Raw genomic sequence first — 11,406 nt, 5'->3', positions numbered from 1 at the left:
TTTCAAGCCCGTGAATTACTACGGAAATCTACAGTAACGATTCTCCGAACACGAACACCAGTTGGCAGATGCCGGCACCAAAGCCCAGGAAAGCGCCTACCAGAATCAGTTTGATTTCATCCTCCTGGAAGCAGGGTCGGAGAAGGTCCTGGAATTCTTCGGAAGACAGGGCAATCATGCGCTCGACCATGATTGATTCGACCGCCTGGGCCCGGTCCTTTTCGAACACCGGGTTGTTGAACGATGTCTGCGATATCTCGATGGCTTTTTCGCCCACCTGGTTCTTAAGCGTTGCAAAGCCGGTGGGTCCAAAGGCCATCTGCGTCAGCGCCTTGCCCATGCCAGCGGTTTCATCCACCAGCGGTTTAATGTGTTTCTTGACCATGTTGCGGGCGCGGTCGCCCTTGGGGCCGTCGAGAATCGCGTTAATGATGTTGCCCACGGTAAGAATCTCGTGGGTCACAATGTGGCAGAAGGACTCCGCCACGGCCGGCTGGCGTTTCAGGAACAGGCCCTGAATCCGGAATGGGCCGACTTTTTTGGCGTGCAGCGGCCGGAAAATCACGTTCAGCGCAATCCAGTTAGTCGCCCAGCCCACCAGCAGGCCGAAGAAGGGCAGCACCCACCAGATCGGGTAGACATACCAGACCGCCATCTGGATAAGGCCAAAAAGGAAGCCGAAGTAGAGGCCCGAGTTGATGATGAAGCGGAATTCGACCTCACCGCATTCAATAAAGATCCGGTTCAGCAACTCCTTGTCGCTGGCCAGGCGGTCAATGACCATACCCTTGATGTCCAGCAGGTCTTCGATGTTGTCGGAGACGTCTTCCACCAGGTTGTCCACCAGCTGAGGGGTGGATTTGCGGACGCGATCGTAGACCATCTTGCGAGCTGAGGCGGGCAGGTTTTCCCAGAAGGTGGGGTATTCCTTGAGCATCATCTCGTCCACGTACTCCTCGATTCGGGGGTCGACAGAGTGAACGATGTGGGTGGCCAGAACCTTGGGGTCAATCTGCTGGAAGATTTCCCGAACGGTGCCGATCTTCGAGATGGTGGCGTCGACGCTGATAGCGGCCATTTTCCGGGCCTTCGAGGGGATGATGCCCTGCCAGCCGAGCAGCGGTGGTTTGCCAATGAATTCCAGGGGATAGAAAGTCATTTTGATGGCCAGCCAGTTGGTGGTCCAGCCGATCAGGGCGGCAATAACCGGGATACTGAGGTATTGCCAGAATTCTTGGGTGCTTAGCAGGCTTGTCATCCCGTTACTCGCGTGTGATCGTTTTTTTGATGTCGGAGTCGACAGGGATAATGTTGTTGACACCCCTCCATGTCAATGACTTGCGTGCCGACATGAGACGGCGGCACGGTCGGGATCGATCAGCTGCCGATATCACCCCACAGCCACTGGCAAAGCGCCATGGCCGCAACCGGTGCGGTTTCGGTGCGCAGCACCCGGGGGCCAAGGGCTACCGGCAGGAAACCTTCTTTTTCGGCCTGGGCGATTTCCTCGGGCGAAAGTCCGCCTTCCGGGCCGATCATCAGAGCCACCCGTTCTGGGGGAATAATGGACTTCAGGGCGTGTTCGGTGCGGTGGTGGAGAACCAGGCGGACTTCGCAATCGCGGCTGTGTTCCAGCCACTCGGAAACCGTCATCACCGGCAGTATCTCTGGTACCCGGGCGCGCCCGCACTGTTCGGCGGCGCTGATGGCAACGGATTGCCAGTGGCGCAGGCGTTTGTCTTCCCGGTCGCCCTTCAGTTTTACGTCGCATCGTTCGGTTGTCAGCGGCACGATACGGGTAACACCCATTTCCACGGCTTTCTGCACCGCGTAGTCCATGCGGTCGCCCTTGGAGAGAGTCTGGCCGAGGACGATTTCGAGGGGGGATTCTGTGGCGTTGGCCTGTGGAGTGCCCACCTGGACTTCCACGTTCTTCTTGCTGGCGCTGGTGATGGTGGCGGGGTAGTCGTTGCCATCGCCGTTGAAAAGCAACAGTTCCTGCCCCGGTTGCATGCGCAATACCCGCCCGACGTGTTGCGCCGCGTTGTCATCAAGTGCTGCGGTGCCGCCCTCCGTGAGGGCGGAATCGGTGTAGATGCGGGGTATACGCATGGGCTGGTCTCTCAGGTTCCGGGCGGCTGTCAGTCGCGAACTGCGATCTCAATGCCTTCCGTTGCAACCTGGCCCAGATGGCGGATCTGTTCTTCGGTGATCACGTAAGGCGGCATGAAGTAAACCACATTACCCAGGGGGCGAAGCAAGGCCTGGCGAGTCAATGCATGCTGGTAAACACGAATGCCACGGCGTTCCTGCCAGGGGAAGGGCGTTTTCGAGGCTTTATCTTTCACCATTTCCACCGCTAGGGTCATGCCATGCTGGCGGATGTCGCCGACATTGGGGTGGTCCACAAGATGGGCGACGGATTCGGCCATGCAGGCAGATAGCCGGTGGTTGCTCTCGATGACATTGTCATCACGGAAGATGTCCAGGGTCGCCAACGCCACGGCGCAACCAATGGGGTTGCCGGTATAGCTGTGGCTGTGGAGGAAGGCCTTCAGGGTTTCGTAGTCGTCATAGAAGGCGTTATAGACATCATCGGTGGTCAATACCACGGACAGTGGCAGGTAGCCGGCGGTAAGTCCTTTGGACAGGCACATGAAATCCGGAGTGATGCCGGACTGTTCACAGGCAAACAGGGTGCCGGTACGGCCAAAACCAACGGCGATTTCGTCGGCAATCAGGTGCACGCCATAGCGGTCGCAGGCCTCCCGAAGCTTGGTGTGGTAGATGGGGTGATGCATCCGCATGCCGCCGGCACACTGGATCAACGGTTCCACCACCACGGCGCAGATTTCGTCGTGCTTTTCTGCCAACAGCTTTTCCATGGCCTCAAACTGGCGCAGTGCGTAGGCCTCATCGGTCTCACCCTGCTCTTTGTTGAAGGCGTCTGGGGAAGGGGCTGTCATTACCTCCATCAGCAATGGCTGGTAGGTGTCCTTGTAGAGCGATACATCGCCGAGGGCCAGAGCGCCAAGGGTTTCACCGTGGTAGCTGTTGCTCAGGTTCACGAAGTTTTTCTTGCCCGGTTTACCGTGGTTCTTCCAGTAGTGGAAGCTCATCTTCAGGGCGGCTTCGATGGCCGAGGAGCCGTTGTCTGCGTAGAAAACCTTGTTCAGGCCCGGTGGAGTGACTTCGATAAGACGCTCGGACAGATTGACGACCGGCTCGTGGGTAAAACCGGCAAGGATAACGTGCTCAAGTTCGCCAATCTGCTTCTGGATTGCCGCGTTGATTCTCGGATTGGCGTGGCCAAACAGATTGACCCACCAGGAGCTGACGGCATCGATAAAGCGATTGCCTTCAAAGTCTTCCAGCCAGACACCCTCGCCCCGCTTGATGGGCACCAGGGGCACGGCGCCCTCGTGGTCTTTCATCTGGGTGCAGGGGTGCCACACGGACTTGAGGCCACGGGTGACGAGGTCAGCATTGCGCATGATAATTCTCCGTCAGACGGTCTGATTCTGGGTTGTCGCTGTTAACCTGTGCGGATGTTACAGTTAACAGCGGATATCGGCCACCCGGATTTCGGGTCGACCTGGCCCGGAATTGCCTGACGTTTCCTACCCCTTGATTCCATCACACTGTGAGATCGAAGGGTTTGGCTGGCAGAGAGCTTCAGTATAAACTGCCGGTTCACTGCTAAAGAGCCAGGATGGCTCTGCAAAAACGCAAAGGACGCGACATGAGTAAAGCGATTGTTCTGCTCGGAGACCTCGGCTCCGATCACGAAGGTTTCCCGCCCACGCCGGTGATTGCCGGTTCCCCCGATGTACTGATTGATGGCAAGCCCGTTGCCCGGGTGGGCGACCCGCTGGCACCCCACTCCAAACCTAAGCATCCGCCTCATCCGAGGACCATCACAGGAGGTTCGTCGACTGTCCTGATCAATGGCAGGCCGGCAGCGGTGACAGGCGGTTCGATTTCATGTGGTGGGGTGACTATTGGGTCGGGGACTGTCATTGTTGGCGACAGATAAAATAAAGCCCCCGCAAGCGGAGGCTTTCGAAGCTGGCCTGGCTCAGTGTGCCAACACCCGCGAAAGAAATGCCTGGGTGCGCTCATTCTGCGGGTTGTCGAACACATCGTCCGGTTTGCCCTGTTCCACAATCTGGCCTTCGTGAATGTAGATCACACGGTCGGCTACTTCACGGGCGAAGCCCATTTCGTGGGTCACGACCATCATAGTCATGCCTTCCTTGGCCAGCTCGCGCATAACGTCCAGCACTTCGCCGATCATTTCCGGATCGAGGGCTGAGGTGGGTTCGTCGAACAGCATCAGGCGCGGTTCCATGGCCAGGGCCCGGGCGATCGCGACCCGCTGCTGCTGGCCGCCGGACAGCTGGCTTGGGTATTTGTCGGCCTGGTTGCCAATGCCCACCCTGTTCAGCAGTCGTTCGGCGGTCGCGTTGGCTACGGTCTGAGACGTGCTCTTCACCTTCTGGGGTGCCAGCATAATGTTCTTCTTCACCGTCAGGTGCGGAAACAGATTGAACTGCTGGAATACCATGCCCACTTCCTTGCGGATTTCCGCGAGGGATTTCGGGTTGCCGCTCTTGGGCGCCAGCGGGTGGCCATCCACCTCCAGGGTGCCGGACTCGAACTCTTCAAGACCGTTTACACAGCGGATCAGGGTGGATTTACCGGAGCCACTGGCACCGATGATCACCACCACTTCGCCTTTTTCGACAGTAAGATCAATATCTTTCAGGACATGCAGTTTGCCGAAGTACTTGTTCATGCCCTTCATTTTTACAATCTGAGTCATGGGTAACGTTCCTTCAGACAGAAGCCAGACCGCGCCGCTCAACGAAGCGGAGAATCAGTGACAATGAGAGGGTAATGGCCAGGTAGAGGATCGCGACCACAAAGTACACCTCAAACGCGGTAAAGGTGTTGGCAATATAGATCTGACCCTGGCGAACCAGCTCACCCACACCAATCACCGAGAACAGTGACGTGTCCTTGATGCTGACGATGGCCTGGTTGCCCAGCGGCGGAATCATCCGGCGGAACGCCTGGGGCCAGACCACAGACCAGAAGGTCTGAGTGCGGGACAGCCCAAGGGAAAGCCCGGCTTCGGTCTGCCCCTTGTCGATGGACTGCACACCACCACGGACCACCTCGGATATATAGGCGCCGGAGTTCAATGCGATCGCCGCGATGCCGGCCGTCAGGGGATCAATCGGGCCGCCGATAAGGTCGGGCAGACCGTAGAAGATGAACAGCACCTGAACCAGGATCGGCGTGCCGCGAAAGATTTCAATGTAGGCGGTTGCCGGCCACCGCAGGAACCACTTCTTGTTGATGCTCAGCAGGCCAAAGACAATGCCCAGAGCAAAACCGATCAGAAGACCGCCAAAAGAAATCAGCAGGGTGTAGGGGATCCCTTTGATCAGAAAAGGGATGGAGTCGATGGCTGCCTGCCAGTCGAACTGAAACTGGAATTCCACAGTGAGAGTCTCCGCAGAGTTTTGGAGTCACGGATTGCCGGGGCAATGGTGCCCCGGCACAGGGAATCAGACCAATAGGGTCCGGGAGGCCTTACATGTCTTCGGGCATGGGGCCAAACCACTTCTCGTAGATGGTCTTGTAGGTACCATCTTCTTTCATGGCGGCCAGGGCCTCGTTAACGTCATCAACCCACTCACTGCCACTCTTCAGGGCGATACCGTACTGCTGGCCTTCATACAGCGGGCCAACGGTTTTCACCTTCCCTTCACCTTTGGTGCGGGCGAAGTAGCCAACGTTCGGCGCATCATAGAAGACAGCATCAATGGAGCGGGACATCAGCGCCATGTACATGTCCGAGCTGCCCGGATAGGGGGTTACGCCGTCATCGGCTTCCAGATTCTTGACCAGGTAGTCGTAACTGGTGCTGCCAATCTTGGTGCCGATTTTCTTGCCTTCGAGGTCGTCGAATTCGCTGACATCGCCGTTGCTCTCGCGAACAAGAATGCGCAGACCGGAATCGTAGTACGGGTCTGAGAAGTCGACGATCTCTTCACGTTCTTCGGTAATGGTGATGCCGGCAATGGCAATGTCGACGTTACCGGTTTGCAGGGCAGGGATGATGCCGTTGAAATCCATGGTGTTCAGATCAATCTCGAAACCGGCACGGTCGGCCACCTCGCGGATGATTTCCATGTCAAAACCGATCATCTCGCCGGTTTCCTGATCCATCATTTCAAACGGAACGAAACTGGGGTCAGTGACGACGCGCAGGGTCTCTGCGCTGACGGTTCCTGCGGCAACGGTGAGTGCCAGGCTGGCGCTTACGGTCTTTAGCCACTTCGTGCTCATACATTCTCCTTTTCTTTCTTATGAGGCTCCATTTGCCCGGTAAGGCAAGCCGGACCAATCACTGCTGTTGACTGCGATCTCCGGGGAGCGTTGATGGAACTGCATCACATACACTCTAGACTATTACGCAGATGGACACAGGAAATCAAATGCTTGGCGGGGAGGTGCGGGTGGCGGGAGTTTTTGGATTACGGTCCTTTGGACCTGATCCAACCTACGGTGAGTGGCTTGAATTTGAGGGAGAGAGGTAGGTCGGATTAGGCCCAACGGGCCGTAATCCGACACCGGTTACGCACATCAGAAAGCAATCTTCTCCCGCTCACTGATGCCCAGGTTCTTCCATATGCTGATGCTGGGTTCCACCTGGTTCAGGGTATAGAAATGCAAGCCCGGCGCGCCGGCCTTCAACAACTTCTCGCACATATCGGTGACTACTTCCTCACCGAATTTGCGGATGGAATCGCTGTCGTCGCCATAGGCCTCGAGCTGCTTGCGTATCCAGCGGGGGATTTCCGCGCCGCACATGTCCGAGAAACGAACCAGGTTGGAGAAATTGACGATGGGCATGATGCCCGGCACCACCGGAATGGTAACGCCCATCTTCTCCAGACGGTCGATAAAATAGAAGTAGCTGTCTGCGTTGAAGAAGTACTGGGTGATGGCACTGTTGGCGCCAGCCTGAACCTTGCGGGCAAAGTTCTTCAGATCTTCTTCGGCGTTGCGGGCCTGGGGATGAAACTCAGGGTACGCTGCCACTTCCAGGTTGAAGGTGTCGCCGCTGTGCTCGCGGATAAACTCCACCAGCTCGTTGGCGTAGCGCAGCTCACCGGCTGCCCCCATACCAGAGGGCATGTCGCCCCGCAGGGCGACAATCCGGTTGATTCCATGCTCCTTGTAAAGATCCAGCAGCTCGCCGATTTCCTGGCGGGTGCCCCCGACGCAGGAAAGGTGCGGAGCCGTGGAAATGCCCTGGCTATGCAGGTTGAGCACGGTCTCGATGGTGCGGTCCCGGGTGGAACCGCCGGCGCCGAAGGTGACCGAGAAAAAGTCCGGATTCACCTCGGCCAGCTGGTTGCGCACGTTCTGCAGCTTTTCCTTGCCCTGATCGGTCTTGGGCGGGAAAAACTCAAAGCTGAAACGGCGCTTGAACTGTTTCTGGGATTGCATCTGTTTACCCGATCAGTACTTGTAGCTTTCTGGCTTGTACGGGCCTTCGACCGGTACACCGATGTATTTGGCCTGCTCCGGCGTCATCTTGGTGATCACGCCACCAAAGCCTTCCACCATGGCCCGGGCCACTTCCTCGTCAAGGTGCTTGGGCAGAACCTGAACGTACACGCCTTTCTCACGCGCATCTTCCGGCAAGTCGGCGAACTTGCGCTCGAACAGGTATATCTGGGCCAGAACCTGGTTGGCAAAGGAGCCATCCATGATCCGCGACGGGTGACCGGTGGCGTTGCCCAGGTTTACCAGGCGGCCCTCGGAGAGCAGGATCAGGTGGTCGTTGGTGGCCTTGTCGCGGTACACCACGTGCACCTGCGGCTTCACCTCGTCCCATTCCCAGTTCTTGCGCATGTAGGCGGTATCGATCTCGTTATCGAAGTGGCCGATGTTGCACACCACGGCACCGCTCTTCAGGGCCTTGAGCATGTGTGCATCGCACACATTCATGTTGCCGGTTGTGGTGACCAGCAGGTCGGTGTTCTGCAGCAGATCACGGTCCACGCCAGCCTCGGTGCCGGTGTTAACGCCGTCGATGTACGGAGAAACCACTTCAAACCCGTCCATGCACGCCTGCATGGCGCAAATCGGATCGGCTTCGGTGACTTTCACGATCATGCCTTCCTGACGCAGCGAGGCGGCAGAGCCCTTGCCTACGTCGCCGTAACCGATTACCAGGGCTTTCTTGCCGGAAAGCAGGTGGTCGGTCGCGCGCTTGATGGCGTCGTTCAGGCTGTGGCGACAACCGTACTTGTTGTCGTTCTTGGACTTGGTGACCGCGTCGTTCACGTTGATGGCCGGAACCTTCAGGGTGCCTTCGCGCAGCATTTCCTGCAGGCGGTGCACGCCGGTGGTGGTCTCTTCGGTCACGCCGTGGCACTTGGCCAGAATCTCCGGGTATTTTTCATGGAGCAGGGCAGTCAGGTCGCCGCCGTCGTCCAGGATCATATTCGGCTCCCAGCCGTCAACGTCGGCACCCACGGTGCGCTCAAGGCACCAGTCGTACTCTTCGTCGGTCTCGCCTTTCCAGGCAAACACGGGAATGCCTTGTGCCGCGATGGCCGCAGCAGCTTGATCCTGGGTTGAGAAAATATTGCACGAAGACCAGCGCACGTTGGCGCCCAGTTCCACCAGTGTCTCGATCAGCACGGCGGTCTGGATGGTCATGTGGATACAGCCCATGATGTTGGCGCCTTTCAGCGGCTGCTCTGCTTTGTACTTCTCACGGAGCTTGATCAGGGCCGGCATTTCGCCTTCAGCGATGTTGATTTCCTTCCGGCCCCAGCCGGCGAGGGAGATGTCGCGAACCTTGTAGTCGTCAAAGCTGTTCAGTTTTTCTGCGGGAGTGCTCATGGTGTTCTCCTGTCAGTCAGTTTGGCTTGGGCATATGTCTGGTGACATACGCCCCAAATCGGTTTAGATACCAGCAGCATCCTTGAGAGCGGCGGCGCGATCGGTCTTCTCCCATGGGAAGGCAGTAAAGGTCTTGCCACCCACGGTCATTTCGTACGGATCGCGGCCAAAGTGGCCGTAAGCTGCCGTGGCCCGGTACATCGGATGCAGCAGGTCGAGCATGTTGGTGATCGCATACGGGCGCAGGTCGAAGTTCTCGCGAACCAGCTGGATGATCTTGTCATCGCTGATCTTGCCGGTGCCGAAGGTGTTCAGGGAGATCGATGTCGGCTGGGCAACGCCGATGGCATAGGACACCTGGATCTCGCACTTGTCGGCCAGGCCGGCGGCAACAATGTTCTTGGCTACGTAGCGGCCGGCGTAAGCGGCGGAACGGTCTACCTTGGACGGATCCTTGCCGGAGAAGGCTCCACCACCGTGGCGAGCCATGCCGCCATAGGTGTCGACAATGATCTTCCGGCCAGTCAGGCCGCAGTCGCCCACCGGGCCGCCGATCACAAACTTGCCGGTCGGGTTGATGTGGAACTGGGTGTCCTTGTGGAGCAGTTCAGCGGGCAGGGCATGCTTGACGATCAGCTCCATCACCGCTTCTTTAAGGTCTTCCTGGGTCACGTCTTCATCGTGCTGGGTGGACAGAACCACCGCGTCGATACCGGCAACACGGCCATTCTCGTAGCGGCAGGTTACCTGGCTCTTGGCGTCCGGACGCAGCCACGGCAGCAGGCCGCTCTTGCGGGCCTCGGCCTGGCGCTGCACCAGACGGTGGGAGAAGGTGATCGGTGCCGGCATCAGCACGTCGGTTTCGTTGCTGGCGTAGCCGAACATCAGGCCCTGGTCGCCGGCACCCTGGTCTTCCGGCTTCTGGCGGTCAACGCCCTGGGCGATATCCACCGACTGCTTGCCGATGATGTTGATGATGCCGCAGGTGTCGCCGTCGTAGCCCACTTTCGAGGAGGTGTAGCCGATGTCCTTGATCACACCGCGCACCAGGTCTTCCAGGTCGACCCAGGCGCTGGTGGTGATTTCACCGCCAACGATGGCCACACCGGTTTTTACCATGGTTTCGCAGGCAACGCGGGCGTGGGGATCGTCGGTCAGAATGGCGTCCAGCACGGCATCAGAGATCTGGTCTGCCAGTTTGTCCGGGTGGCCTTCAGAGACCGATTCGGAAGTGAAGATATTGTAGTCAGCCATAACGCATGCTCCTCTGTGAGCGATTCAAATTCAGGCCGGTAAGTGGCTTTCTTAAAGCGCTTTCCGGTATCCGGTTTGGTGGTCTGTGTAAGGATACGTAAAACTACGTATCCGTATATCAAAATTTGTTGATATTGCGATTCAGGTCGTCAAATCTGGCCGCTGTGTTTCCAGAATTCGCGAACCTGGATCTGGAAACCGTTTCGCAAGCCGATGAACAGCTGTTCCCCGGCTACCAGGCCAGCGTCCGCTGCCCAGCTTGTAAGCTCTTCAGGCTCAAAACCGAGCCAGAGATCACCGCAGTTTTCTTTGGCCCAGTCCTGGTCGTGACTGCACAGGTCGCTGATCACAAAGCAGCCGCCGTTGTTCATCAGTGCCGCGGCATCCAGGAAGATGTCAGCGGGGCTGGGCACGTGGTGCAGCACCATGTTGGCAACCACCAGGTCGAAGGCATCGCCCCGGGCCAGCAGGGTGTCGGTTACGCCCTCAATCAGATCGATGTTGTTCAACCGTTCTTCAATACACGTGCGGGTTGCCTTGGCCAGCATGTCCCGGCTGTTATCAAGGGCAACCACGTGTCCGCAAAGTTCAGCCAGAACAGGAAGAAAGGCGCCTTCACCGGGGCCGATTTCCAGGGCCGACTGCCACTGGTGCTTGCGAGACCGCTTACGGATCATCTCCGCCACCGGCTCGGCATAAAGGTCAAAGGCCGCGATCAGCTCCTGCTGTTCCCGGAACTGCTCTGCATGGCGGGCAAAGAAGGCCTGGGACTGATCGGCACGCTGGGTGCGAATGGCTTCAATCCGTTCCTGCAGGTGCGGCGGCAGCGGCACCCGGTCGACCACCTCAAATATCTGGCGAATGGTCTGGTCGGTTGGCTTGTCGCTGTCCAGATGCAGCGGGCGGCGATAGAAGATCGCATTGCCTTCGCGCTGTGGCTCCAGCAGACCGGCCTTGTTCATCACTTTCAGGTGGTGGCTCATGCCGGACTGGCGCATATCGAACAACTGGCTGAGTTCCAGTACCCCGAAGGTATCCCTTCTCAACACACGCAAAATCTCCAGGCGCAATGGATCCCCGCTCGCTTTGAAGATCGGGGCCAGTGCGTCCACGGAGGACGGGTTATCGGCGTGTGCGTTCATGGATGTCATGGCAACGAAGTGTAGGGTGCTTCGGGTGGCCAATCAATAGGCATATCAAAAAATTTTGATATAGATT

General features: G+C 57.9%; 11 protein-coding genes. 1 reads left to right on the top strand and 10 read right to left on the bottom strand.

Going from position 1 to position 11,406, the window contains the following annotated elements; translation table 11 throughout:
- Nucleotides 1–28: 28 nt before the first annotated feature.
- The 3 genes from NUW46_RS15850 to NUW46_RS15840 all read right to left on the bottom strand — a co-directional run bounded on the left by NUW46_RS15850 (nucleotide 29) and on the right by NUW46_RS15840 (nucleotide 3,494).
- Complete coding sequence (locus NUW46_RS15850) at nucleotides 29–1,258, bottom strand: DUF445 domain-containing protein (RefSeq protein ID WP_305965828.1); 1,230 nt, start codon at nucleotides 1,256–1,258, stop codon at nucleotides 29–31.
- Between the two features lie 119 nt (nucleotides 1,259–1,377).
- On the bottom strand, nucleotides 1,378–2,112 hold the full coding sequence (locus NUW46_RS15845; protein ID WP_418140647.1) for a 16S rRNA (uracil(1498)-N(3))-methyltransferase: 735 nt from the start codon (nucleotides 2,110–2,112) through the stop codon (nucleotides 1,378–1,380).
- A gap of 29 nt (nucleotides 2,113–2,141) precedes the next feature.
- Nucleotides 2,142–3,494 (bottom strand): adenosylmethionine--8-amino-7-oxononanoate transaminase, encoded by a 1,353-nt coding sequence (locus tag NUW46_RS15840; RefSeq protein ID WP_418140646.1) that lies wholly within the window; start codon nucleotides 3,492–3,494, stop codon nucleotides 2,142–2,144.
- 248 nt (nucleotides 3,495–3,742) lie between these two features.
- Between NUW46_RS15840 and NUW46_RS15835 the strand changes: the two genes are divergently transcribed.
- Nucleotides 3,743–4,036: a type VI secretion system PAAR protein gene (locus tag NUW46_RS15835; RefSeq protein WP_418140645.1), complete on the top strand. Its 294-nt coding sequence runs from the start codon at nucleotides 3,743–3,745 to the stop codon at nucleotides 4,034–4,036.
- 42 nt (nucleotides 4,037–4,078) lie between these two features.
- On the opposite strand, the gene NUW46_RS15830 is transcribed toward NUW46_RS15835, so the two are convergent.
- From NUW46_RS15830 to NUW46_RS15800, 7 genes are all read right to left on the bottom strand, one after another.
- Nucleotides 4,079–4,825 (bottom strand): amino acid ABC transporter ATP-binding protein, encoded by a 747-nt coding sequence (locus NUW46_RS15830; RefSeq protein WP_069184434.1) that lies wholly within the window; start codon nucleotides 4,823–4,825, stop codon nucleotides 4,079–4,081.
- Nucleotides 4,826–4,838: 13 nt separating this feature from the next.
- Nucleotides 4,839–5,510, bottom strand: coding sequence for an amino acid ABC transporter permease (locus tag NUW46_RS15825; RefSeq protein WP_069184433.1), 672 nt, complete (start codon nucleotides 5,508–5,510; stop codon nucleotides 4,839–4,841).
- 91 nt (nucleotides 5,511–5,601) lie between these two features.
- Nucleotides 5,602–6,360 carry a transporter substrate-binding domain-containing protein gene (locus NUW46_RS15820; RefSeq protein WP_136630158.1) on the bottom strand — a complete coding sequence of 253 codons (759 nt, stop codon included), beginning with the start codon at nucleotides 6,358–6,360 and terminating at the stop codon, nucleotides 5,602–5,604.
- 297 nt (nucleotides 6,361–6,657) lie between these two features.
- A complete protein-coding gene (gene metF, locus NUW46_RS15815) occupies nucleotides 6,658–7,527 on the bottom strand; it encodes a methylenetetrahydrofolate reductase [NAD(P)H] (RefSeq protein ID WP_418140644.1) in 870 nt (289 codons plus the stop codon).
- Between the two features lie 12 nt (nucleotides 7,528–7,539).
- Nucleotides 7,540–8,934, bottom strand: a complete 1,395-nt coding sequence (gene ahcY / locus NUW46_RS15810) for an adenosylhomocysteinase (RefSeq protein ID WP_418140643.1) — start codon at nucleotides 8,932–8,934, stop codon at nucleotides 7,540–7,542.
- A gap of 63 nt (nucleotides 8,935–8,997) precedes the next feature.
- The gene (gene metK, locus NUW46_RS15805) at nucleotides 8,998–10,188 is read right to left on the bottom strand and encodes a methionine adenosyltransferase (protein WP_069184429.1); all 1,191 of its coding nucleotides are present in this window, start codon (nucleotides 10,186–10,188) and stop codon (nucleotides 8,998–9,000) included.
- 149 nt (nucleotides 10,189–10,337) lie between these two features.
- Nucleotides 10,338–11,339, bottom strand: coding sequence for a metalloregulator ArsR/SmtB family transcription factor (locus NUW46_RS15800; protein ID WP_418140642.1), 1,002 nt, complete (start codon nucleotides 11,337–11,339; stop codon nucleotides 10,338–10,340).
- Nucleotides 11,340–11,406 lie beyond the last annotated feature (67 nt).

Source organism: Marinobacter sp. MA, from assembly GCF_048298425.1.
GTDB lineage: Bacteria > Pseudomonadota > Gammaproteobacteria > Pseudomonadales > Oleiphilaceae > Marinobacter > Marinobacter salsuginis.
This window is presented reverse-complemented; position numbering and strand designations above follow the sequence as displayed.

What these genes read in the sequence shown, in the direction of transcription:
- NUW46_RS15850 (WP_305965828.1), bottom strand. Translation starts at nt 1,258, where the DNA reads ATGACAAGCCTGCTAAGCACCCAAGAATTCTGGCAATACCTCAGTATC.
- NUW46_RS15845 (WP_418140647.1), bottom strand. Translation starts at nt 2,112, where the DNA reads ATGCGTATACCCCGCATCTACACCGATTCCGCCCTCACGGAGGGCGGC.
- NUW46_RS15840 (WP_418140646.1), bottom strand. Translation starts at nt 3,494, where the DNA reads ATGCGCAATGCTGACCTCGTCACCCGTGGCCTCAAGTCCGTGTGGCAC.
- NUW46_RS15835 (WP_418140645.1), top strand. Translation starts at nt 3,743, where the DNA reads ATGAGTAAAGCGATTGTTCTGCTCGGAGACCTCGGCTCCGATCACGAA.
- NUW46_RS15830 (WP_069184434.1), bottom strand. Translation starts at nt 4,825, where the DNA reads ATGACTCAGATTGTAAAAATGAAGGGCATGAACAAGTACTTCGGCAAA.
- NUW46_RS15820 (WP_136630158.1), bottom strand. Translation starts at nt 6,360, where the DNA reads ATGAGCACGAAGTGGCTAAAGACCGTAAGCGCCAGCCTGGCACTCACC.
- metF (WP_418140644.1), bottom strand. Translation starts at nt 7,527, where the DNA reads ATGCAATCCCAGAAACAGTTCAAGCGCCGTTTCAGCTTTGAGTTTTTC.
- ahcY (WP_418140643.1), bottom strand. Translation starts at nt 8,934, where the DNA reads ATGAGCACTCCCGCAGAAAAACTGAACAGCTTTGACGACTACAAGGTT.
- metK (WP_069184429.1), bottom strand. Translation starts at nt 10,188, where the DNA reads ATGGCTGACTACAATATCTTCACTTCCGAATCGGTCTCTGAAGGCCAC.
- NUW46_RS15800 (WP_418140642.1), bottom strand. Translation starts at nt 11,339, where the DNA reads ATGACATCCATGAACGCACACGCCGATAACCCGTCCTCCGTGGACGCA.